Annotated in this window: 21 protein-coding genes; 10 read left to right on the forward strand and 11 right to left on the reverse strand. The window is 69.6% G+C overall.

Translation table 11 applies throughout. The annotated features are described in order from the left end of the window. Nucleotides 1-7: 7 nt before the first annotated feature. From AB0M01_RS26890 to AB0M01_RS26900, 3 genes are read right to left on the reverse strand one after another with little or no spacing between them, the layout of a single operon-like run. Nucleotides 8-883, reverse strand: coding sequence for a carbohydrate ABC transporter permease (locus AB0M01_RS26890; RefSeq protein WP_363674190.1), 876 nt, complete (start codon nucleotides 881-883; stop codon nucleotides 8-10). Then, nucleotides 880-1,842, reverse strand: a complete 963-nt coding sequence (locus tag AB0M01_RS26895) for a sugar ABC transporter permease (protein ID WP_363674192.1) — start codon at nucleotides 1,840-1,842, stop codon at nucleotides 880-882. Before AB0M01_RS26895 ends, AB0M01_RS26890 begins: the two co-directional genes overlap by 4 nt. Nucleotides 1,843-1,846: 4 nt before the next feature. Next, nucleotides 1,847-3,169 carry an extracellular solute-binding protein gene (locus AB0M01_RS26900; protein WP_363674194.1) on the reverse strand — a complete coding sequence of 441 codons (1,323 nt, stop codon included), beginning with the start codon at nucleotides 3,167-3,169 and terminating at the stop codon, nucleotides 1,847-1,849. 298 nt (nucleotides 3,170-3,467) lie between these two features. On the opposite strand from AB0M01_RS26900, the gene AB0M01_RS26905 reads away from it, so the two are divergent. From AB0M01_RS26905 to solA, 6 genes are all read left to right on the forward strand, one after another. Then, nucleotides 3,468-4,763 carry an alkaline phosphatase family protein gene (locus AB0M01_RS26905; protein WP_363674196.1) on the forward strand — a complete coding sequence of 432 codons (1,296 nt, stop codon included), beginning with the start codon at nucleotides 3,468-3,470 and terminating at the stop codon, nucleotides 4,761-4,763. Between the two features lie 111 nt (nucleotides 4,764-4,874). Then, entirely contained in the window at nucleotides 4,875-5,885 is a 1,011-nt protein-coding gene (gene zapE, locus AB0M01_RS26910; RefSeq protein ID WP_363674198.1) for a cell division protein ZapE, read from the forward strand. A 183-nt stretch (nucleotides 5,886-6,068) separates the two neighbouring features. Beyond that, complete coding sequence (locus tag AB0M01_RS26915) at nucleotides 6,069-6,794, forward strand: hypothetical protein (RefSeq protein WP_363674200.1); 726 nt, start codon at nucleotides 6,069-6,071, stop codon at nucleotides 6,792-6,794. A 63-nt stretch (nucleotides 6,795-6,857) separates the two neighbouring features. Then, nucleotides 6,858-7,721: a PPK2 family polyphosphate kinase gene (locus tag AB0M01_RS26920; RefSeq protein ID WP_363674202.1), complete on the forward strand. Its 864-nt coding sequence runs from the start codon at nucleotides 6,858-6,860 to the stop codon at nucleotides 7,719-7,721. After that, a complete protein-coding gene (locus AB0M01_RS26925) occupies nucleotides 7,708-8,454 on the forward strand; it encodes an aminoglycoside 3'-phosphotransferase (RefSeq protein ID WP_363674204.1) in 747 nt (248 codons plus the stop codon). Before AB0M01_RS26920 ends, AB0M01_RS26925 begins: the two co-directional genes overlap by 14 nt. Before the next feature lie 21 nt (nucleotides 8,455-8,475). After that, a complete protein-coding gene (solA, locus tag AB0M01_RS26930) occupies nucleotides 8,476-9,648 on the forward strand; it encodes an N-methyl-L-tryptophan oxidase (RefSeq protein WP_363674206.1) in 1,173 nt (390 codons plus the stop codon). Between the two features lie 41 nt (nucleotides 9,649-9,689). On the opposite strand, the gene AB0M01_RS26935 is transcribed toward solA, so the two are convergent. The 7 genes from AB0M01_RS26935 to AB0M01_RS26965 all read right to left on the reverse strand — a co-directional run bounded on the left by AB0M01_RS26935 (nucleotide 9,690) and on the right by AB0M01_RS26965 (nucleotide 16,479). After that, the gene (locus tag AB0M01_RS26935; protein WP_363674208.1) at nucleotides 9,690-10,868 is read right to left on the reverse strand and encodes a low temperature requirement protein A; all 1,179 of its coding nucleotides are present in this window, start codon (nucleotides 10,866-10,868) and stop codon (nucleotides 9,690-9,692) included. A 66-nt stretch (nucleotides 10,869-10,934) separates the two neighbouring features. Then, entirely contained in the window at nucleotides 10,935-11,717 is a 783-nt protein-coding gene (locus AB0M01_RS26940) for a sirohydrochlorin chelatase (RefSeq protein WP_363674210.1), read from the reverse strand. Further along, nucleotides 11,714-13,045, reverse strand: coding sequence for a GTP-binding protein (locus tag AB0M01_RS26945; protein WP_363674212.1), 1,332 nt, complete (start codon nucleotides 13,043-13,045; stop codon nucleotides 11,714-11,716). Before AB0M01_RS26945 ends, AB0M01_RS26940 begins: the two co-directional genes overlap by 4 nt. Then, nucleotides 13,045-13,950: a sulfate adenylyltransferase subunit CysD gene (gene cysD, locus AB0M01_RS26950; protein ID WP_363674214.1), complete on the reverse strand. Its 906-nt coding sequence runs from the start codon at nucleotides 13,948-13,950 to the stop codon at nucleotides 13,045-13,047. The genes AB0M01_RS26945 and cysD overlap by 1 nt, the downstream gene beginning before the upstream one ends. Further along, entirely contained in the window at nucleotides 13,947-14,633 is a 687-nt protein-coding gene (locus AB0M01_RS26955) for a phosphoadenylyl-sulfate reductase (RefSeq protein WP_363674216.1), read from the reverse strand. Before AB0M01_RS26955 ends, cysD begins: the two co-directional genes overlap by 4 nt. After that, a complete protein-coding gene (locus AB0M01_RS26960; protein WP_166665480.1) occupies nucleotides 14,630-14,779 on the reverse strand; it encodes a hypothetical protein in 150 nt (49 codons plus the stop codon). The genes AB0M01_RS26955 and AB0M01_RS26960 overlap by 4 nt, the downstream gene beginning before the upstream one ends. Next, complete coding sequence (locus AB0M01_RS26965) at nucleotides 14,776-16,479, reverse strand: nitrite/sulfite reductase (RefSeq protein WP_363674218.1); 1,704 nt, start codon at nucleotides 16,477-16,479, stop codon at nucleotides 14,776-14,778. The genes AB0M01_RS26960 and AB0M01_RS26965 overlap by 4 nt, the downstream gene beginning before the upstream one ends. 410 nt (nucleotides 16,480-16,889) lie before the next feature. On the opposite strand from AB0M01_RS26965, the gene AB0M01_RS26970 reads away from it, so the two are divergent. The 4 genes from AB0M01_RS26970 to AB0M01_RS26985 all read left to right on the forward strand — a co-directional run bounded on the left by AB0M01_RS26970 (nucleotide 16,890) and on the right by AB0M01_RS26985 (nucleotide 21,073). Further along, nucleotides 16,890-17,456 (forward strand): helix-turn-helix domain-containing protein, encoded by a 567-nt coding sequence (locus AB0M01_RS26970; RefSeq protein WP_363674220.1) that lies wholly within the window; start codon nucleotides 16,890-16,892, stop codon nucleotides 17,454-17,456. Then, nucleotides 17,453-18,658, forward strand: a complete 1,206-nt coding sequence (locus AB0M01_RS26975) for an MFS transporter (RefSeq protein ID WP_363674222.1) — start codon at nucleotides 17,453-17,455, stop codon at nucleotides 18,656-18,658. The genes AB0M01_RS26970 and AB0M01_RS26975 overlap by 4 nt, the downstream gene beginning before the upstream one ends. Beyond that, nucleotides 18,655-19,044, forward strand: a complete 390-nt coding sequence (locus AB0M01_RS26980) for a VOC family protein (RefSeq protein ID WP_363674224.1) — start codon at nucleotides 18,655-18,657, stop codon at nucleotides 19,042-19,044. Before AB0M01_RS26975 ends, AB0M01_RS26980 begins: the two co-directional genes overlap by 4 nt. Before the next feature lie 85 nt (nucleotides 19,045-19,129). Next, nucleotides 19,130-21,073: a glycoside hydrolase family 9 protein gene (locus AB0M01_RS26985; RefSeq protein ID WP_363674226.1), complete on the forward strand. Its 1,944-nt coding sequence runs from the start codon at nucleotides 19,130-19,132 to the stop codon at nucleotides 21,071-21,073. An 82-nt stretch (nucleotides 21,074-21,155) separates the two neighbouring features. On the opposite strand, the gene AB0M01_RS26990 is transcribed toward AB0M01_RS26985, so the two are convergent. Continuing rightward, nucleotides 21,156-22,604: a glycine hydroxymethyltransferase gene (locus AB0M01_RS26990; RefSeq protein WP_363674228.1), complete on the reverse strand. Its 1,449-nt coding sequence runs from the start codon at nucleotides 22,602-22,604 to the stop codon at nucleotides 21,156-21,158. Between the last annotated feature and the right edge of the window lie 90 nt (nucleotides 22,605-22,694).

Below are 22,694 nucleotides of genomic sequence, written 5' to 3' on the forward strand. Positions count from 1 at the left end.
GGGGGAGTCAGTTCTTGACGGCGCCGAGCATCATCCCGGCGACGAACTGCCGCTGCATCCGGACGTAGACGATGACGACCGGGACGACGGACAGGGTCAGACCGGCGGTCAGCGCCGGCCAGTTGGTCGAGTACTGGCCCATCAGCGTGAACAGCACCGGCTGCAGCGGCAGCGCGTCGGTGTCGCGCAGCACGGTGTTGGCGATCAGGAACTCGTTCCAGGTCTGCAGGAACTGGAAGATCACCACGGTCGCGATCCCGGGCCGGGTCAGCGGCAGGATCACCCGCCAGAAGATCACCAGCTCGGAGCCGCCGTCGACCCGGGCGGCCTCGAGCAGCTCGTCCGGCAGGGTCTGGAAGAACGCCCGCATCAGGAACATCGCGAACGGCGCCGACCCGGAGATGTAGAGCACCAGCAGACCGGTCTGGGTGTCCAGCAGCCCGAGCGTCTTGAGCTGCAGGTAGAGCGGGATGATCAGCGCCGTCGACGGCATCATCAGCGTGGTCAGCAGCAGCACGAACAGCGTGTTGCGGAACGGGAAGTCGAGCTTGGCGAACGCGTAGCCGCTCAGGGTGGCGAAGACCAGTACGCCGATCACGGTCACCGAGGTGATCCACAGGCTGTTCCAGAAGTGCAGCGGGAACTCGATCTTGGTCCACGCCGTCGAGTAGCCCTGGAAGGTCAGCTTGTCCGGGATCACCGGCCCGCCGAAGATCGTGCTCGGCTCGCGCAGCGAGGTGAGCAGCATCCAGACGAACGGGAACGCCATCAGCACGCAGAACGGCGCCAGCACGAACGCCGCGAAGCTCTTCCCGAGCGGGAACCGGAACGGTTTGTGCTGCTCGGTCGTACGCCGGTCCTGCTGCACCGTGGAAGCGGTCACCGGTCCGCCCTCCGGGTCAGCCACAGCTGCGCGATCACCGCGACCGTGCAGAGGATCATCGTCACGACGCTGAACGCGCTCGCGTACCCGAGCTGCGGGATCGAGCCGGACGTCGAGCCGAAGGCGAGCGAGTACAGGTAGGTGCCGAGCACCTCGCTGCCGTGGTTCGGGCCACCGCCGGTCATCACGTAGATGATGTCGAAGGCCTTGAACCCGTTCAGCAGCCCGAGACTGACCACCAGCCCGGTCACCACCCGCAGGCTCGGCACGGTGATGTTCCAGAACTGCTGGACGGTGTTCGCGCCGTCGACCGCGGCCGCCTCGTACAGGCTCGGGTCGATGCCCTGGATGCCGGCGAAGAAGATCAGCATGTTGAAGCCGAGGCCGCCCCAGACGGTGACGAGGACGATCGCCGGGAGCACCGTCGCCTTGTCCGCGAGCCAGGGGTGCTGCAGCGAGTCGAGACCGATCGACCCGAGCAGCTGGTTCAGGGTTCCGATGTTCGGGTCGTAGATCAGCTTCCAGAGCACACCGGAGACCACGAACGAGACGATCCCGGGGATGAACAGGATGGTCCGGACAAGTACGCCGACGTGCTTCCACACGACGTTCACCAGGACCGCCGTGAGCAGACCGAGGAAGGTCAGGATCACCGTCGTCACCGCGGTCAGCACCAGCGTGACGACCAGCGCCCGCTGCGCGACCGGGTCACCGACCATCCGGGTGTAGTTGTCCAGCCCGATGAACTTCGGCTCCCCGAAGCCGCCCCAGCGCGTGAGGCTCAGGTACGCCGTACGCAGGATCGGCCACAGCACGAAGCCGAGGAAGAGCGCGAACGTGGGCAGCACGAACAGGTAGCCCGCGACGCGTTGCGAGCGGCGCAGCGGGGAGCCGAAGCGGCTCTCCCGCGTACGCCGTACTGGTGCTGCGGTGGCCCGCGTGGTGGTCGTCGTCGCCACCCGATCAGCCGCCCTTGGCGTTCTGCACCGCCTGCTGCATCTCCTTGGCGACCGCGGCCGGCTCACCGGTCCCGTCGAAGATCTTCGACAGCGGATCGCCCGCGGCCACCGAGCCCGGGCCGAACGGGATGTGCGGGCAGCCGTCGCCGTCGGTCAGCCAGGACGTCATCTGCTTCATGATCGGCAGCTCGATCCGGGCCGCGGCGCTCTTGGTCGCCGGCATCGAGTTCGAGTCGTTCATGGTGGGGGAGTACTGGTCGGCGGAGTACAGGAAGCGCAGGAACTCCAGCGCGGCGTCCTTGTTCTTGCTGGTCTCCGAGACCGCCCAGCCGGCGCCGGCCTGGTTCGCGCACCAGTGCCGCTTGCCCGGCGCGATCGCGGGCGTCTTCATCACCTTGTACTTCTTCGCGAACGCCGGGGGAGCATCCTTGGACAGGCCCTGCGGCGACCACGAGCCGTTGAACAGCATCGCCGACTTCTCGGTGTAGAAGATCTGCGGGACCTGCTCGCCGCTGGTGCCCGTCGTACCGGGCTGGAAGACCCCGCCGTCGACGATCTTCTTGTTCAGCTCCAGCGCCTGGACCACCTTCGGGTCCTCGTAGGTGAGACCGTCCTGGAGCTGGTCGAGCTTCAGGTAGAACGTCGGGTCGTCGGCGACCTGGGTGAGCAGCGGCAGGAAGAAGTCCAGCGAGCTGGTCGTCGGGTTGCAGCTGAGCGCGACCGCGTGCTTGCCGATGGCCTTGATCTTGGCCGCGGCCGCGATCAGGTCGTCCCAGGTCTCGATCTCGTCCTCGCCGACCCCGGCCTTCTTCAGCAGGTCCGGGTTGTAGAACAGGCCGAAGGTCTGCGCCATCCAGCCGACGGCGTACTGCTTGCCGTCCAGCGTGTACTCCTGGTTGGCGGAGTCGAAGAAGTCCTTCAGGAAGTCGTCGCCGAGATCCTTCTTCAGGTCGGCCGAGATCCCGCCGGTGCCGTAGGTGAGCGCTCTCGTGTGCGGCGCGAAGATCTCCGGCACGTCGCCGCCGGCGACCGCGGCCTGCAGGGCCGGCAGGTACTGGTCGGGGGTGCCGAAGATCCGGTTCTCGATGGTGATGTTGCTGTGCGCGGCCTGGAACTTCTCGATCAGCTTCGGGAACTGGTCCTCCTGGTCGCTGTACCAGGACCAGACCCGGACGACGGCCTTGCCGCCGCTGCTGCTCGACCCGCCGTCGTCGCTGCAGGCAGCCAGCGAGGACCCGAGCCCGAGCGCCGCGGCCCCGCCGAGCGCGCCCTTCAGCAGGGTCCGTCGTCGGAACGGAGTGGATGGGAGTTGCCGATCACCCTGCATGCTGACTCCTCGCTCGTTCAGCCCGGCTGCGGTCCCCGATGACAACTTCCTAACAAAAAGTAAGAAAGATGACCAGAGGTCGGCGCGGCCGAAGTTGCCGGGGCCGGAGTCGGATGGGGGCGTTCCGGCTTCCGGATGGAAGACCCCCGGCGGTCCGTCGGCCGCTGGGCTGTCGCTGCTGCTGGTCGTTGGATGTTCAACCAGCTGTCACCACGGTCACCTGCGGCTGCCACGTGGCGGTTCGACGGTGAAGGAGCGCCGGGTGTCCGGCGCGTCATCGTCCGGAAGTGAGGCTTCCATGAACGACTCCTCCGACGCGACCGCCGGGATCAGCCGGCGGCGGTTGATCGGTGGCGGCGCGGCCGCCGCGGGGATGGCCGCGGCGTCGCTCGCGCTCCCCCCGAACGTGCGGGCCGCGCTGGCCCAGCCGGCGCCGAAGCACGGTGGGCTGAAGGACATCAAGCACGTCGTGATGCTGATGCAGGAGAACCGCAGCTTCGACCAGTACTACGGCACGCTGAACGGCGTCCGCGGGTTCGACGACCCGCACGCCGCCCGGCTGCCGAACGGCCGCAACGTCTTCTTCCAGCCGGACCCGTCGAACCCCGACGGCTACCTGCTCCCGTTCCGGCTGAACACCAAGTTCACCGCCGCGCAGGCGATTCCGTCGACCAGCCACGAGTGGGCGGTCCAGCACCAGGCGCTCAACGGCGGCCGCAACGACAACTGGGTGCCCGCGCACCGCGCCGCCGACGGCGAGGTCAACGGCCAGTACACGATGGGGTACTACACCCGCGAGGACCTGCCCTTCCAGTTCGCCCTGGCCGAGGCGTTCACGCTGCTCGACGGGTACCACTGCTCGGTGCTCGGCCCGACAGCACCGAACCGGCACATGTGGATGTCGGGCACCATCGACCCCAACGGCCTGGCCGGCGGACCGTCGCTCACCACTGGCGGACCGGCCAACCAGTTCAGCTGGAAGACCTACCCGGAGCGGCTGCAGGAGGCGGGCGTCAGCTGGAAGATCTACCGCCAGCCCGGCGGCCAGACCGGGGCGACCTTCGTCGCCGGCAAGATCGACGCGATCGCCGCCAACCCGGAGGTCTGGGCCAAGACCGTCTTCATCCTCTCCTACGACGAGAACGACGGGTACTTCGACCACGTCGTCCCGAAGACCCCGAAGCCCGGTACGCCGGACGAGTTCGTCCACAAGACCTCCAACACCGGCGTCGACGGCGGCGGCCTGCCGATCGGGCTCGGCTTCCGGGTGCCGTGCATCATCGTGTCGCCGTGGACGACCGGCGGGTACGTGTTCTCGGAGACCTCGGACCACACCTCGCAGCTGCGGTTCCTCGAGCACATCACCGGCGTCAAGGAGACCAACATCAGCCGCTGGCGGCGGGAGACCGTGGGCGACCTGACCGGCGCCTTCCGCTTCGGCGACTCCAAGAAGCACGCGCCGACGCTGCCGGACACCACGGGGCAGTACAACCTCGCGCAGTACCAGGCCGCGCAGCTCCCGCTCCCGCCACTGCCGGGGAGCAACCAGAAGGTTCCCCACCAGGAGAAGGGCCACCGGCCGCACATCGGCTGATCCTGCTGGACGCCGACGCGCCCCGGCCTTCCCGGCTCCCCGCGCCGCGGGGTGGTTGAGGCGGCCGGGGCAGTTGACCCGGCTCCGCTCAGCGGATCGTAGGGTGGCGGCATGCCGATCCGATTGGTCGGGCGACGGCCGGAGGTGAGTCCGGACCGGCTGCTCTCGGAGTGTGTGCCGCCACCGCGGTTCGCGGACGTGCGGTTCGCGACGTACCGGCCGGCGGCGGGGGAGCCAAGCCAGGCCGAGGCTCTCGGCGTACTGGTCGAGCGGGGCAGTGTGCTCGCCGAGCCGCGGCGGCAGAAGTCGTGGTGGCGGCGGGCTGCTCCCGAGACCGGGAAGCCGGGGATCTACCTCGACGGCGGGTTCGGCGTCGGCAAGACGCACCTCTTGGCGTCGCTGTGGCACGAGTCGGCCGGGCCGAAGATGTACTGCACGTTCGTCGAGCTGACCAACCTGGTCGGCGCGCTCGGAATGCGGACCGCGGTCGAGCAGCTGTCGGCGTACCGGCTGATCTGCATCGACGAGTTCGAGCTCGACGACCCCGGCGACACGGTCCTGATCTCGCGGCTGCTGCGACAGCTCGTCGACGCCGGGGTTCAGCTGGCCGCGACCTCGAACACGCTGCCCGACAAGCTCGGCGAGGGCCGCTTCCAGGCGACCGACTTCCTGCGCGAGATCCAGGCGTTGTCCGGGCACTTCGACGTACGCCGGATCGACGGCCCCGACTACCGGCACCGCGGCCTGCCGGTCGCGCCGACCCCGTGGACCGACGCGGCGGTCGAGGAGGCCGCTGCTGCGCGCAAGAACGCGTCGAGCGACCACTTCGTCGACCTTTACCACCACCTCGGCGAGCTCCACCCGAGCAAGTACGGCGCACTGCTCGACGGGGTGGAGACCGTCGGCATCACCGACGTCCGCGAGCTGACGGACGAGAACATCGCACTGCGCTTGGTGGTGCTCGCGGACCGGATGTACGACCGCGACATCCCGTTGCTGCACAGCGGTCTGCCGCTTGATCGGTTGTTTCCTGAGGCGATGCTCAAGGGTGGGTATCGCAAGAAGTACCTGCGTGCGCTGTCGCGTCTGATCGCGCTCGCGCACGTGGGGATGGACGCCTGAGAACCAGAGCGGCAACTCCGTCTGACACCGTTGTCTGCAACAAGCTGCAAATCCGCCGTGACCCAGGTCTCACCCCAGCCGTGGACGCCACTTCGCGGACCTCCGCACCGACTACGCTCCGGGCTTCAAGGTGCTGAGGGGGGTCCCAGTGCCATCACGTAGGACACTCAAGGAGCACATCGAATGATTCGTCGTACCCTCACGGCAGCGGTCGCCGTCCTCGGCATCGCCGCCGTGGCGCCGCTGTCGGCTTCGGCCGGCCGGCCGATCCCGCAGCCGGCGTTCAAGGCGCCGGTCGCCAACGCGCAGGCCGCGGGCACCTGCAACGTCTCGGTCCCCACCCGGGTGGCCATCAGCAAGCCGCTCCTGGTTCTGCCGGGCAAGGTCAGCGGTGACTGCAACCGGGCGGGCAACCAGTCGCTCTGGGTGCTCAACCACCCGTCCAAGGGCGATGTGAACTTCATCGGCTGGGACGCCGCCGACCCGGACCTGGACGGCACCTGGTGGGTCTACTCGACCGACGCGATCGGTACCCAGACCTTCCAGGGGCGCGGCAGCGGTAACGCCGACGGCACCACGTACACGCAGAACAGCGCTCCGACGACCGTCAAGCTGGCCGCCGGCGCCTGGATCTCGTCGTCGCGCACGGGTGACGTCGTGACCCTCAAGGGCACCTCGCTGCTGTACTCGGTCTCGAACAACGTCTTCTTCAAGCGCTCCGCCGCGGGCGTCTTCCAGTTCCGGGAGAAGGGCTCGACCACCTGGCAGACCCTCAAGGGTGGCCTGTGGACGAACTCGAAGGGTGAGGTCAGCCTTTCGTACAAGTACAGCAAGGTGCGGGACTACCGTTTCTCGCTGTACTCGACGTCGATCAGCTGGGACCTCGGCAGCGCGGTCACCACGCGCTGACGCCGTACCGCCTCCTGCCCTGTCCTCACCGGTTTGTCGGTGGGGATGGGGCAGGATGTTGTCATGGCGAAGAAAAAGGCTGACGGGTCAGGTGCCAGGCTGCTGGACGCGTTGCGGGTGCCGGTCGGACCGGTGGACCTGAGCGCTTACGACACCCGGGCGACCACCGGGTTCGACGGGTCGAAGGACGACGGCAAGGTCGCTCTCGACGCGCTCGGGGCCGAGGTGTCGGACTGGCAGGAGCGGCTCTTCGCCGAAGGGCGCAAGGGTGGCAACCGGTCGGTGCTGCTGGTGCTCCAGGGCATGGACACCTCCGGCAAGGGCGGTGTGATCCGGCACGGCGCGGGGCTGATGGACCCGCAGGGGCTGCGGATCACGTCCTTCAAGGCGCCGACGCCGGCCGAGAAGCGGCGCGGGTTCCTCTGGCGGATCCGGCAGGCGCTGCCCGGTCCGGGCATGATCGGGATCTTCGACCGGTCGCACTACGAGGACGTGCTGATCGCCCGGGTGCGGAACCTGGTCGCCCCGCCGGTCTGGACCCGGCGCTACGAGCAGATCAACGAGTTCGAGGCCGAGCTGGCCGCGAGCGGCGTGACGATCCTGAAGTGCTTCCTGCACATCTCCGCCGACCAGCAGAAGGAACGGCTGGCGGCGCGGCTCGACGACCCGACGAAGTACTGGAAGTACAACCCGGGCGACATCGACGAGCGCGAGCTCTGGCCGGCGTACGCCGACGCCTACCAGGCCGCGCTGGAGAACTGCAACGGCCCGGCGGCGCCCTGGTACGTGATCCCGAGCGACCGCAAGTGGTACCGGAACTGGGCCGTCACGACGCTGCTGACCGAGACGCTGCGCGATCTCGACCCGGAGTGGCCCAAGGCGGACTTCGACGTCGAGGGCGAGAAGGCACGGCTTGCGACCACCTGAGTGGTTGCCGGTCGAGTCGGGGGAGTCGGACACCGAGGTCTTCCGGCGAGCGGACGGTACGGCGTACGCGAAGATCGCGCCGGCGCACGGGGTCGAGGAGCTGCGGGCTGAGCGCGATCGCGTGCTCTGGCTGGCAGGGACCGGGATGCCCGGCGCTCAGGTCCTGGACTGGAGCGAGTCGGACGACGGCGCTCGCCTGGTGACGAGCGCTGTGCCTGGCGTGCCCGCGATCGACCTGCCGGTCGAGAAACGCCAGAGAGCGCTCCCTGCGATCTCGGCCGCGCTCCGAACCTTGCACGAGCTGCCCGACTGCCCGTTCACGCGGCCGCTCAGCGAGGTCGTCGACCAGGCGGCGGACGTCGTGCGGCGTGGTGCCGTGAACCCGGACTTCCTCCGCGACGAGGACCGGCAGTACCGGCCCGAGCAGCTGCTGCAGCGCGTCAAGGACGAGCAGCCGTACGCCGAGAAAACCGCCGAGCTCGTCGTCTGCCACGGCGACGCCTGTCTGCCGAACATCCTGCTCGACCCTGAGACGCTCGAGCTGACCGGCTTCATCGATCTCGGCCGGCTCGGCCTCGCCGACCGGTACAGCGATCTCGCGCTGATGGTCACGCAACTGCTCGACGAGTGGGATCTGCCCGCGGACGCGTTCCTGCGCGAGTACGGTCTGGAGGAGCCGGATCAGCGCCGGCTCGCCTTCTACCTCCAGCTGGACCCGCTCACCTGGGGGTGACCGCCGACCTGGGAGCGTGCGATGGAGACCTTGCGGACCGATGTCGTGGTGGTCGGGCTCGGCGCGTTCGGATCGGCTGCGCTCTGGCGATTGGCGGCGCGCGGCGCTGACGTGATCGGGATCGAGCGGCAGGCGATCGGGCACGCCCTCGGTTCGTCGCACGGGGTCACGCGGCTGTTCCGGATCGCCTGCATGGAGCACCCGGGACTCCCGCCGATCGCGCAGAAGTCGCTCGCGCTGTGGACCGACCTGGGCGCACAGACCGGTGAGGTGCTGATCGAGCAGACCGGCTCGCTCAACGCCGGTCCGCCGGGGAGTGAGCCGGTGGCCGGCGCGCTCGCGGCGGCGCGCACTGCCGGCGTACCGGTTGAAGAGCTGGACCACGCCGCGTTGGCGGCGCGTCAGCCGCAGTACGGCGCGCTCGGCGCGGACGACGTGGGGGTGTGGGATCCGGGCGCCGGCCTGTGCTTCCCGGAGCCGATCGTGCGCGCGCAGGTCGAGGCCGCGCGGGAGCTCGGCGCGAAGGTGTTCGCGCACACGCTCGTCACCGCGGTCGAGGTCGAGCGCGACGGCGTCCTGGTCCGTACGCCGACCGTCGAGATCCGCGCCCAGCGCGCCGTCGTCGCAACCGGCGCCTGGCTCGGCAAGGTCGTCCCCGGCCTCCCGCTCGTCCCGCGGCGTACTCCGCTGTACTGGTTCGAGCCCCGCGACCCGGGATCGGACGAGTTCACGCTGGAGCGCTTCCCGGCGTTCATCTGGCAGCGCACCGGCGGCATCGGCTTCTGGGGCCATGGCTCCGGCGACGGCTACGGCGTGAAGCTCGGCCTCGAGCACGACGGCCACGTCGCCGGCACCCCGTTCGCCGACGCCGACGAGGTCGACCGCTACGTCCACCCGCGCGCCGACGTCGACGAGATCTCGACCGCGGTCTCCGAGGCGTTCCCCGGCCTCGACCCGATCCCGGTGAAGCTCCTCCCGTGCATCGTCACCGACTCACCCGACGGCCAGTTCCTGATCGGCCGCTCTGACGACACCGACCGCCTGGTCATCGCCGGCGGCGACTCCGGCCACGGCTTCAAACACGCAGCCGGCCTCGGCGAGCTCCTCGCCCAGCTCACGCTGGACGAACCGACGTACTGCGACACCACGTTCCTCGACCCGCGCCGGTTCACGCCGACGCCCACCACCCACTAATCTCCGCCCGCGCGCCGCGGCTGAGCGCACGGACCTGGCGGTCAGACGACTTGGTGGGTGGTGGACGTCGGCGGTCGCACGACCAGTACGGCGACCAGCGCCGCCATCACCAGCGCGGTGAGCGCGAACGGGAAGGGCAGGACCGGGTCGAGGAGGACCACCACGACGCCGAGGGGGAGGACGGTGTTGACGACCCGGTCGGCGTTCTCGCGCAGGGCGATCCACCAGATGCCGAGGACGAAGACGGCGACCGGGACCGTCACCGTGAAGGACGCGGCGACCTCGCTGAGCTTGCTGTGGTGGGTCAGGACGTCGATCTCGACCTCGATCCCGGCCGAGAACGCGCCCGCGGCGGCGAACACGAAGTAGTGCACGTAGCCGTAGCGCAGCGAGCGGGCGAACGACGTGATCGCGTGGTGGTGCGGCGGCCAGAAGTAGATCCACCACAGCGCCGCGGTGACGACCAGCGTCAGGACCGAGATCGCCACCAGCGACGGCAGCGACTCGTGCTCGTGCACGGCCTCGATGATCGCGTTCGCCGAGGCGAGCAGGCTCTCGCCGAGCAGGATCAGCGTGAACAGCCCGTACCGCTCGGTGATGTGGTGCGGGTGCCACGGCGTTGTCCGACCGCCGAACTTCTCCGCGACCACCGGGACCGAGATCTCGGCCGCGATCAGCACGAACAGGAACGCGACCGCGAACGGCCCGGACATCAGCAGCCAGAGCAGCCACAGCACCTGGCAGATCGCGATCCCGCCGGCGTAGAGCAGAGTCGTCCGGCGCAGGTCGCCAGGCAGGCGGGAGGCGCGCAGCCACTGCGCGATCATCGCCACCCGCATCACGACGTACGCGAGGACGAGGATCCGGAAGTCGTTCTCGAAGGCCGGCTCGATGCCCGCGGCGAAGACGAGCACACCACCCATCTGGACGAAGGTGAGCACCCGGTAGAGCCAGTCGTCGGTGGCGAACGACGTGGCGAACCAGGTGAAGTTCATCCAGGCCCACCAGATCCCGAAGAACACCATCGCGTACGACGCGAGCCCGTCGAGCACGTGCTTCTCGGTCAGCGAGTGGTGCAGCTGCACGGCGGCGATACTCACCGCCACCACGAACACGAGATCGAAGAACAGCTCCAGCGAGGACGCCGTACGGCCGGGTTCCTCGGGGTCGCGGGGACGCATCGGCAGCAGGCGTGAGCGGGTCAGTTCACCGGCGGTCATGCCCTCGATGGTGCCAGCAACAAGTACCGGGTGCCCTGAAGGACACCCGGTACTTGTCTGAACGGATCAGGCGGTGCGGACCAGCTGCGGACGCGGCGCGGGAGCGGCCAGCGTGAGCAGGTCGAGGCCGGCGACGCCGTACCGGAGCATCACCAGGCGCGCGACCTCGGCACTGACGCCCAGCGGCCGCGAGACCGCGACGGCACCCGCCTTGCGAGCAGTCGTCTCCGCGCGGTCTGGAAGCACGCCGGGGGCAAGGAAGAAGGAGCCCACGGCAACGTGCCGCCGGCCCTCCAGCCGCCACTGCAGCACGGCCTCGGCCGGGCTCGGCGACGCGGCGGTGGTGAAGGCCGCGGTGACCGGCAGCTTGTGCCGCTGACCCCAGAGCCGCGCGAGCCGGGTCACGGCCGCGTTCGCCTGCGCGTCGCTGGAACCGGCGCAGGCCAGCACGAGCGCGTCCAGCTCCCGCACCCGCCCGTCCTTGAGCTCGGCGCGCATCCGCCGGTCGAGCACGTCGAGCAGCGTCTCGTCGTACCCGAGCACGTCGGAGGCGATGATCCGCAGGTTCGGGAACCGGCCGCGTGCCTCGTCAACGACGGCTGGGATGTCGACGCGGGCGTGGAAGGCGGTCGACAGCAGCAGCGGCAGGATCACGACCTCCTCGACCCCTTCGGCGGCGAGCTTGCCGATCACCTGGTACGGCGTGGGCGGGCAGTGGTCGAGGAAGGAGGCTTCGATCCGCAGGTCGTCACGCATCTCCCGCAGGCACGAGACCAGCGAGTGGACGGTGGCGGCCGAGCGCGGGTCGCGGCTGCCGTGGGCGAGGACTACGAGCGCAGGAGCGGTCACAGCAGTTCCCCTTCTTCTTCGTCGATCATGCCGGCTGCGAGCGTCCATCCGTCGTGGGCGTCGATCAGCAGGAAGGATCCGGTGATGGTGTTGCTGGCGTACGGATCGGCGGCCAGCGGTGCGGCGATCTTGAGCTGCACCTTGCCGATGTCGTTCAGGTCGAGCCCGGCGGCGTCGATGACTCCGAGCGTGTCGAGGTCGAGGACCCCGTTGATCTTGGTGACGATCGCCTGGGCGGTCGTGGTGGTGTGCTTGATCAGCAGCCGAGCGCCCACGGCCAGCGGGCGGTCGGACAGCCAGCACACGGTGGCCGACAGTTCCCGGCGGGTGCCGGGGGAGGAGTCGGCGGCGACGATGACCGAGCCGCGGGCCACGTCGATGTCGTCGGCGAGCCGGACCGTGACGGCCTCTCCGGCGACGGCCGAGGGACGCTCGGCGACCGCGGTCGCGGTCGCGCTGACCACGGCCCGGTCGATGCCGGCCACCGACGTACGGCGTCCGGCCGGCAGCACGATCACCTGGTCGCCGACCGAGACGGTGCCGGAGGCGACCGTTCCGGTGTAGCCGCGGTAGTCGCGGTACTGGTTGTCGGTCTGCGGGCGGATCACGTACTGGACCGGGAACCGCAGCGGCTGGCCGGAGGCGTCGGAGCGCCCGGAAGCGCTCTCCAGGAACTCCAGCAGCGTCGGGCCGTCGTACCAGGAGGTGGTCGCGGAGTGCTCGACGACGTTGTCGCCGACCAGCGCCGAGACCGGGATCGCCTGGACGTCGGCGATGCCGAGCTGGTCGGCGAGCTCGGAGACGTCCTTGCTGATGCCGCGGAAGACGGCCTCGTCGTAGCCGACCAGGTCGATCTTGTTCACGGCCAGGACGACGTGCGGGACGCGGAGCAGTCCGGCGACGGCGAGGTGGCGCCGGGTCTGCTCCAGTACGCCGTGCCGCGCGTCGACCAGGATGATCACGACGTCGGCGGTCGAGGCGCCGGTGACCGTGTTCCGCGTGTACTGCACGTGCCCGGGGCAGTCGGCCAGGATGAACGAGCGCTTGTCGGTGGCGAAGTACCGGTAGGCGACGTCGATGGTGATGCCCTGCTCGCGTTCGGCGCGCAGGCCGTCGGTGAGCAGTGCGAAGTCGAAGTCGCCGCCGCGGGCCTCGGACACGGTCTGCACGTGCGCGATCTGGTCGGCGAGGATCGCCTTGCAGTCGTGCAGCAGCCGGCCGACCAGCGTCGACTTGCCGTCGTCCACGGACCCGGCTGTTGCCAGCCGCAACAGCTTGCGCTGCGCGAGCTGCTCGAGCTCGGCGACCGGTGCTTGAGTGGTGCTCATCAGAAGTACCCCTCCCGCTTGCGGTCTTCCATGGCGGCCTCGCTGGCCCGGTCGTCGGCGCGGGTGGCCCCGCGCTCGGTGATCTCGCTGGCCGCGACCTCGATCACGACCTCCGCGGGGGAGGTCGCGGTCGAGGCGACGGCGCCGGTGCAGGACATGTCACCGACGGTCCGGTACCGGACCACGCGCTGCTCGACGGTCTCGCCGGCGCGCGGCTGGGAGTAGGGGCCGACGGCAAGCAGCATGCCGTCGCGCTCGAACACGTCCCGCTCGTGGGCGTAGTAGATGCTCGGAAGCGGGATCTCCTCGCGGGCGATGTAGCTCCAGATGTCCAGCTCGGTCCAGTTCGACAGCGGGAACACCCGGACATGCTCACCCGGCCGGTGCTTGCCGTTGTACAGCGACCACAGCTCGGGGCGCTGGTTGCGCGGGTCCCACTGACCGAACTCGTCACGCAAGCTGAAAATCCGCTCCTTCGCCCGAGCGCGCTCCTCGTCACGCCGCCCACCGCCGAACACGGCGTCGAAGCGGTGCGCGTTGATCGCGTCCAGCAGCGGGACGGTCTGCAACTGGTTGCGGATGCCGTCGTTGCGCTCCCGCAGCCGGCCGTCAGCCAGGTAGTCCTCGACCCGGGCCACCTCGAGCCGCAGCCCGAGCGCGCCGACAGTCGCGTCGCGGTAGTCGAGCACCTCGGGGAAGTTGTGCCCGGTGTCCACGTGCAGCAAGCTGAACGGCACCCCGGCCGGCGCGAACGCCTTCCGCGCCAGGTGCAGCATCACGATCGAGTCCTTGCCACCGGAGAACAGGATCACCGGCCGCTCGAACTCCGCCGCCACCTCCCGAAACACGTGGATCGACTCGCTCTCCAGAGCGTCGAGCTCGGTGACCGTTGCCGTCCCGCTCATGTGTGGAGCCCGCATTCGATCTTGCCCTGGCCGGCCCAGCGGCCGCTGCGCGGGTCTTCGCCCGGCGCGACCTGCTTGGTGCACGGCTGGCAGCCGATCGACGGGTAGCCGTCGTACTGGAGCAGGTTGACCAGGACGCCGTTGTCGGTGATGTAGCCGTCGAGGTCTTCCTGGGTCCACGGCGCGATCGGGTTCAGCTTGACCATGTCGCGCTTCTCGTCGTACTCGACGACCTGGGTGTTGGCGCGGGTCGGCGCTTCCTCCCGGCGTACGCCGGTGACCCAGGCCTTGTAACCGGACAGCACCCGGTTCAGCGGCTCGACCTTGCGCAGCGCGCAGCACTTGTCCGGCGCGGTCGCGAACAGGTCCTTGCCGTACTCCGCGTCCTGCTCCTCGACGGTCTGCTTCGGGGTCGCGTTGATCAGGTTGATCGGCAGCGTCGCGGCGACCGCGTCCCGGGTGCCGATCGTCTCGACGAAGTGGTAGCCGGTGTCGAGGAACAGCACGTCGATGCCGGGGGCAACCTCGGCGGCCAGGTGCGGGAGGGCCCCGTCGGCCATCGACGCGGTCACCACCAGCTCGGGGCCGAAGGTCTCGTGCGCCCAGGCCAGCACCTCTTGCGCCGAGGCGTCGGCTAGTCGTTCGTTCGCCTCCTCGGCGAGCGTCTTCAGGTCTGTACTCATTCCACCGTCACCCGCAGTCCGATCATCTTGAGCTGGAACACCCGTGCACACGGCCGGCACTCCCAGGCGCCGTGCCCTTCCTCCGACGGACGAAGGTCCTCGTCCCCGCAGTACGGGCAGTAGAGAGGTGCAGCGCGTTCACTCACGTCAAAGCCTCCTCTTCGGCACGGACGACCCACTGGGCGAACCGCTCGCCCTCGGACCGCTCTTTCAGGTAGTTCTGGGTGATGCGTTCGATGTAGTCGGTGAGCCCGTCCGAGGTCACCTTGTGGCCGCGCAGCTTGCGGCCGAAGCCGGCGTCCAGGCCGAGCCCGCCGCCGAGGTGCACCTGGTAGCCGGGCACCTGGTTGCCGTCGGGGCCCATCACCAGCTGGCCCTTCAGGCCGATGTCGGCGACCTGGATCCGGGCGCACGAGTTCGGACAGCCGTTCACGTTCACCGTGATCGGTACGTCGAGGTCGGGGATCCGCTCCTCGAGGTCGTCGATCAGCTGGGCCGCACGGGCCTTGGTCTCGACGATCGCGAGCTTGCAGAACTCGATCCCGGTGCAGGCCATCGTGTTCCGCCGCCAGCCCGACGGCCGGGCCTGGAACCCGAGGTCGGCCAGCTGGGCGACCAGCGACTCGACCTTGGCCTCCGGGACGTCCAGCACGATCAGCTTCTGCTGCGCGGTGGTCCGGATCCGGTCCGAGCCGTGCGCGGCGACGACCTTGGCCAGCTGCGACAGCTGCGATCCGGAGACCCGGCCGACGACCGGCGCGACGCCGACGTAGTACAGGCCGTCCTTCTGCCGGTGCACGCCGACGTGGTCACCCTGTACGGCGGGAACCTCGGGCGCCGGGCCGTCGATCAGCTTCCGGCCGAGGTACTTGTCCGACTCCAGCACCTCGCGGAACTTGTCGATGCCCCAGTCGGCGACCAGGTACTTCAGCCGGGCCCGGTTGCGCAGGCGGCGGTAGCCGTAGTCGCGGAAGATGCTGACGACGCCCTTCCAGGCCAGGTGCACCTCGTCGATCGGGATCCAGGCCCCGACGCGCTGAGCGAGCATCGGGGTGGTGGACAGCCCGCCGCCGACCCACAGGTCGAAGCCGGGGCCGTGCTCGGGGTGCACGACGCCGACGAAGCTGATGTCGTTCACCTCGGGCACCACGTCGTGCGACGGGTGGCCGGTCATCGCGGTCTTGAACTTGCGCGGCAGGTTGGAGAACTCGGTGCTGCCGATGTACTTCTCGACGATCTCGTCGACCGCCGGGGTCGGGTCGATGATCTCGTCGGCGGCGATCCCCGCGACCGGGCTGGAGATGATCACCCGCGGGACGTCGCCGCAGGCCTCGGTCGTGTAGAGGCCGACGGCTTCGAGCTTCTCCCAGATGGCGGGCACGTCCTCGACCCGGATCCAGTGCAGCTGGATGTTCTGCCGGTCGGTGATGTCGGCGGTGTCGCGCGCGTAGGTGCTGGACACCTCGGCGATCACCTCGAGCTGCTCGGTGGTCAGCTGACCGCCCTCGATCCGGACCCGGAGCATGAAGTACTTGTCGTCCAGCTCCTCCGGCTCCAGGGTCGCGGTCTTGCCGCCGTCGATCCCGGGCTTGCGCTGGGTGTAGAGACCCCACCAGCGGAACCGGCCGCGCAGGTCGGCCGGGTCGATCGAGTCGAACCCGCCGTGGGCGTAGATGTTCTCGATCCGGGCCCGGACGTTCAGGCCGTCGTCGTTCTTCTTGTTCTCCTCGTTCTTGTTCAGCGGCTCGCGGTAGCCGAGCGCCCACTGACCTTCACCCTTGCCCTTGCGGGGGCGGGCGGGCTTACGCGGAGGATCAGTTCTGGGTGCAGAGGTGACGCCAGTCATCTGGGGGCGTGTCCTTGTCTCTACAGACAGGTGCGCTCTCGCGATGGAGGCTCGAAACGTCGTCGGTTCGATCCGGTCTGCGCGGTGCGCACCCAGCGGTTGATCAGGTGATCAGGGGGCCGTGAGGGGCCCGGGCAGGGTGGCTGTCAGATCATCGAAGGACAACAGATGGCGCTGCGCATCCGCCCGAGGTCGACATGAATGCGACCTACGAGGTGGGTGGTCCGGGCAGCGAGCATGCTCACAACCATCAGCGCAGGCGACTGACAAATCAACTCTCTATCCTGCATCGCGAGATGCGTTCTCACGATGTGGATAAGTGCACCGGGTCGGTCGAGATTGTTTCGCGCTCAAATCGTGATCTGCAAGAACTATTGCACAAGACTTCTTGTCATGCGTACCGTGGTGGCATGAGCCCCGCGAACCGGCGCACCGCCGACCCGTCCGTGATCGCCGCGATCCACCATCCGCTGCGCCGCCGGCTGATCGACCTGCTCGGGGTGAACGGTCCGGCGACCGCCTCGCGGCTGGCCGAGGCGACCGGGGAGCTGGTCGGGAACGTGAGTCACCACCTGAAGGTGCTGGCCGCCGCGGGGGTGATCGAGGAGGCGCCGGAGCTGGCCCGGACCCGGCGCGAGCGGTGGTGGCGGTCGGCGAAGGCGTCGTACTCGTGGTCGATCGCCGACGCCGGGGGAGACCCGGCGGGCGAGCTGGTCGCGGAGACGGCCGAGGAGAGCAATCTCACCCACCACACGACGAAGGTCCGGCAGTGGTTCGGGCTGCGGTCGGAGTACGACGAGCCGTGGGTCCGGGCTGCGCTGTCGACCGAGAGCTGGGTCACGGTGACGCCGGAACGGCTGGAGGAGCTCGGGGCGCGGATCAGCGCCGTGATCCAGGAGTACGCCGATGCGCCGTCCGAGGGTGCGGAGGCGCACCCCGTTTTCGTCTTCGCGCACGCCGTACCGGCCCGGCCGTGACTGCGCTCACGGTCGACCTGCCGCCCCTGCGCCGGGATCGGCGGGTACAGGCCTGGATCCTCTCCGCGGGGATCTCGCAGGCCGGCGACGTCGCCTGGTACGTCGGCCTCGCGTGGAGCGCGACCCAGGTGACCTCACCGGCCGGCGCCGGCCTGGTGATGGGCATCGGCGCTCTGCCGCGCGCGCTCGTGCTGCTGTGGGGCGGCGCCCTGGCCGACCGCCTCGACGCCCGCCGCACGATGATCGTCGCCAACCTCGGCCGGATCCTGGTGCTGGCCGGCGCCGCGGCGGTGACCGCGCTCTCGGGGATCTCGCTCGCGCTCCTGCTGGTCGTCGCCGTGCTGTTCGGCGTCGTCGACGCGCTCTACGCCCCGGCTTCGGGGACGATGCCGCGCCGGATGGTGCACCCCGACGACCTGGTGAAGCTTGCTGCGGGCACCCAGTTGGCGAACCGGTTGGCGGTCTTCGCCGGTGCCCCGCTCGGCGGCTTCCTGGTCGCCCACGGCGGCCTCGCCGCGGTCATGGTGGTGAACGCGATCTCGTTCGCGGTGATCGCCGTCGCGCTGCTGTGGGTGGTCCGCCCGCGCCTTCCGCAGGTCCGGTCGGAAGGGACGTCGGTCCGCGCGGATCTGCGGGCCGGTTTCGGCTACCTGCGCCGCGACCTCCCGGCGCGAACGCTGGTGATCGCGTTCTTCGGACTCAACCTGTGCGTCGGCCCGGTTCTCGCCGTCGGCCTCGTTCAGCGGACGTCGGCCGCCGGCTGGGGCGCCGGGGCGCTGGGTCTCTTCCAGGCCTGCTCGGGCCTGCTCGCCGCGGCGGGCGCCGTCCTGGCGATGCGCTGGAAGCCGTCCAACCTCGCGCGGGCCGGGCTGCTCGCGCTCATCCTGCAAGCGGCCGGATGTGCGGCGATCGGCGTCGTCCCGCGGGCCGGTGTCTTCGTCGCGATGGGCGTCATCGGCTTCACCGCCGGCCTCGCGTCGGCCCAGTTGTCCGCGGCGTTCCAGCAGACCATCGCCCCGGCGTACCTGGGGCGGACGAGCAGCATCGTGAGCCTGTCCGACGACGCCCTGATGCCGGTCGCGATGACCGCGTTCGGCGCGTTGATCTCAGTGGCCGGGATCCCGTTCGCCTGCGGCCTGCTCGGCGCGGTCTTCGCGCTCTTGATGATCTGGTCGGCGAGCCGTTTGGATGGGGTGGCATGAAGACGATCCTGTTCGCGTACCGTGTGAGCGACCTGGAGCGCTCCCTGCCGTTCTACCGGGCGCTCGGCTACACCCAGCTCGGCGACGTGATCGACGCCGGCGACGCCCGTCTGGTCTGGCTGAAGCTGCCGGACGAGTCGAGCGTGTCGTTGGAGCTGGTGCATCGCCCGGCCGACGGCCCGGTCGGGCCCGGCGGCTTCCAGCACCTGGCGATCGACGTAGGCACGCTCGGTCTGGCGCTCGACCGCCTGCGGGCCGCCGGCCTGACGCCGAGCGAACCGGAGCTTCCAGCCGGCCCGGACGGCCCGAAGACCGCGTGGCTCGTCGATCCCGACGGCTACCGGATCGAGCTGGTCGAGTGGCCGGCCGGGGCCGGCGAGGTCTGAAGTCTTGCTGGTGAGCGAGTCGGGCGCTACTTTGTGGCGACCGATAGGAAGGTTTCCTAACGGTTAATCGTCGAGGAGCCGACCGATGCGCCCCCTCCGCCGTACCGTCGTACCGCTCGTTGTGGCCGCGAACCTGGTGCTGGCGATGACGACCACCTCCGCCGCTGCGCCGTCCGCTGCCGGGTTGGTGCGGATCAACCAGCTCGGGTACGCCGCCGGCGCTGCGAAGGTCGGGTACCTGATGAGCGGCTCGGCTTCGGCCGGGGCGAAGTTCTCGGTGCTCGATCGGTGGGGGCGGCGGGTACTGACCGGGCGGGTGGGCACGGACGCGGGGGAGTGGAACGCGGCTTACCCGCATGTGCACCAGTTGGACTTCTCGGCGCTGCGGCGGCCGGGGAAGTACCGGGTGCAGGTCGATGGGTCGGTTTCGCCTGAGTTCGAGGTGAAGGTCGGGGACGGGCTGGAGAAGTCGGCTGCCGACAAGGCTGTCGGGTTCTTCACCGAGCAACGCGACGGCGCGGAGGTGCCGAGCGGTCCGCTCGGGCGCAAGCCGGCGCACCTCACCGACCGGGCTGCCTCGGTGTACGACTGGCCTGTCTTCACCGGACCTGACACGGATCAAACGACCGGGGAGCTGCAGCGCGTCGGCGGTCCGGTCGACGTCTCGGGAGGCTGGTACGACGCCGGCGACTACCTCAAGTTCACCCACATCGCGGCGTACTCGGACTCGTTGCTCTGGGCATCGGCCCGGGACGGCGGCCGGCTGAATCCCCAGCTGCTGAAGGAAGCCCGGCACGGCCTCGACTGGCTCGACAAGATGTGGGACGAGCGGACGAAGACCCTCTACATCCAGGTCGGCATCGGCACCGGCAACGTCGAGGGCACCTTCGTCGGCGACCACGACATCTGGCGACTGCCAGAGGTCGACGACACGCTCTCTGCCCCGGGAGAGCGCTTCCTCAAGAACCGCCCGGTCTTCCGTGCCGGGGCGCCCGGCGAGCTGATCAGCCCGAACCTCGCCGGCCGGACAGCGGCCGCGTTCGCTCTCGCCGCCCAGGTCGAGCTGAACCCGCTCAAGGCGCGCCGCCTGCTCGACACCGCCGCGCAGATCTACGCCCAGGCCAAGACGACCGGCGTCACGCAGCTCGTCACCTCGCTCCCGTTCGCGTTCTACCCGGAGAGCGCCTGGCGCGACGACCTCGAGCTCGGCGCCGCCGAGCTGGCGCTGGCCGCCCAGAAGCTCCGCGACCCGCGCGCCCGGGGCTGGCTGCAGAAGGCCGGCTACTGGGCCGGCCAGTACCTCGAGCACGAAGCCGGCGGCGACACCTTCAACCTGTACGACGTGAGCGCGCTCGCCCACACCGACCTGATCCGCGCGGCCCGGGCAGATCACCGGATCGCGCTCTCCGCCGCAGATGGTCGGAACACGCTCACCGGCGCAGATCACCAGATCGCGCTCTCCGGCGCAGATCGCGGATCCGCTCACCGACCGCAGGTCAACGTGGCCGCGCTCGCCGCGGATCTGCGCGCGCAGCTGGATCTCGGCGTCCGGCGCGCGGCGGACGAGCCGTTCGGCGCGGGCGCGCAGTACGACAACTTCGACGCCGTCCCGCACGCCTTCGGCCTGGCCGCGACCGCGCGGCTCTACCGCTCCGTCACCGGCGACCGCCGCTACGACACCTTCGGCGCCGAGCAGCTGGACTGGAACTTCGGCGCGAACCCGTGGGGCGTCCCGTTCATGATCGGCGTCGGTGAGCACGTCGAGCGCTGCCCGCACCACCAGATCGCGAACATCAAGAACCGGCCGCTGATCGGTGCCGTGGTCAACGGCCCGAACTCCGCCGACCTCTTCGAGGAAGGCCTCGGCGACAACCTCGACAACATGCGCCCCTGCCCGTCGAACGGTGTCGACCGCTACGAACCCTTCACCGGCAAGGGTTCCCGCTACGTCGACGACGTCCGCTCCTGGCAGTCCTCCGAGCCGGCCGACGACTTCGCCGCGATCGCGGTCTACGCGCTGAACCTCTGACGGCCCTCCGCCGAGCCTGGGGGTCGGCGGACGCGAAGAGCGCGTGCTGCCCGGAGGCGGCACGCGCTCTTGCTGGTGGTGCTCAGTTCAGGTCGAGGCCCGGGTAGAGCGGGTGCTTGTCGAGCAGCTCGGCCGAGGCCGCGCGGACCTTGTCGGCGACACCGTCGGCGAGCACGTACTTCGCCTTCGAGGGCGCACCGGCCGACGTGGTGGTCGGGGTGACGCTGGACAGGACGTCGACCATCAGCTCGGCGACGCGGTCGAACTCGTCGCCGCCGAAGCCGCGGGTGGTCAGCGCCGGTGTACCGATCCGGACGCCCGAGGTGTACCAGGCGCCGTTCGGGTCGCGCGGGACCGCGTTGCGGTTGGTGACGATGCCGGCGTCGAGCAGCGCCGACTCGGCCTGCCGCCCGGTGATCCCGTACGACGAGACGTCGAGCAGCACCAGGTGGTTCTCGGTGCCGTCGGTGACGAGCTTGACGCCGCGCTTCATCAGGCCCTCGGCCAGCGACACCGCGTTGTCGGCGACGTTCTGCGCGTACGTCTGGAACTCGGGCTGACGGGCCTCGGCCAGCGCGACGGCCTTGGCCGCCATCACCTGGCTGAGCGGGCCACCGAGCACCATCGGGCAGCCGCGGTCGACGGCGTCGGCGTACTCGGGCTGGCACAGCACCATGCCACCGCGCGGGCCGCGCAGCGACTTGTGCGTGGTGGTGGTGGTGACGTGCGCGTGCGGGACCGGGTCGAAGTCGCCGGTGAAGACCTTGCCCGCGACCAGGCCGGCGAAGTGCGCCATGTCGACCATCAGCGTCGCGCCGACCTCGTCGGCGATCTCGCGCATCTTGGCGAAGTCGACCTTGCGCGGGTACGCCGAGTAGCCGGCGATCAGGATCAGCGGCTTGAACTCGCGCGCGGTGGCGGCGACCTTGTCGTAGTCGAGCAGCCCGGTCTCCGGGTCGGTGCCGTACGAGCTCTGGTGGAACATCTTGCCGGAGATGTTCGGGCGGAAACCGTGCGTCAGGTGACCGCCGGCGTCCAGCGACATGCCGAGCATCTTCTGGTCGCCGAGCGCCTTGCGGAGCTTGGTCCAGTCCTCGTCGGACAGGTCGTTGACGTGCTTCGCGCCGACCTCGGCCAGGGCCGGCGACTCGATCCGCTGGGCCAGGATCGCCCAGAAGGCGACCAGGTTGGCGTCGATGCCGGAGTGCGGCTGGACGTAGGCGTGCGGGGCGCCGAACAGGGCCTTGGCGTGGTCGGCGGCGGCCTGCTCGACGGTGTCGACGTTCTGGCAGCCGGCGTAGAAGCGGTGCCCGACGGTGCCCTCGGCGTACTTGTCCGAGAGCCAGTTGCCCATCGTGAGCAGGGTGGCCGGGGAGGCGTAGTTCTCGCTGGCGATCAGCTTCAGCGAGGAGCGCTGGTCCTCGAGCTCGGCCTTGATGGCGCCCGCGATGGTGGGCTCCACGGCGCCGATCACCTCGAGCGCGTTGCGGTAGGCGGCCGACGCCTTCGCGGCGTCGAAGGGTTGAGTCATCGTCGTCTCTCCTGAGGTTCGCACTTGTCGCGGCACCCAGGCGCACGGTGCCGGCGTCTTCAAGCTCCCCGGTGGTTGTCCACCTCACGC

It is taken from the genome of Kribbella sp. NPDC051770 (assembly GCF_040681455.1).
Classification (GTDB): Bacteria; Actinomycetota; Actinomycetes; order Propionibacteriales; family Kribbellaceae; genus Kribbella.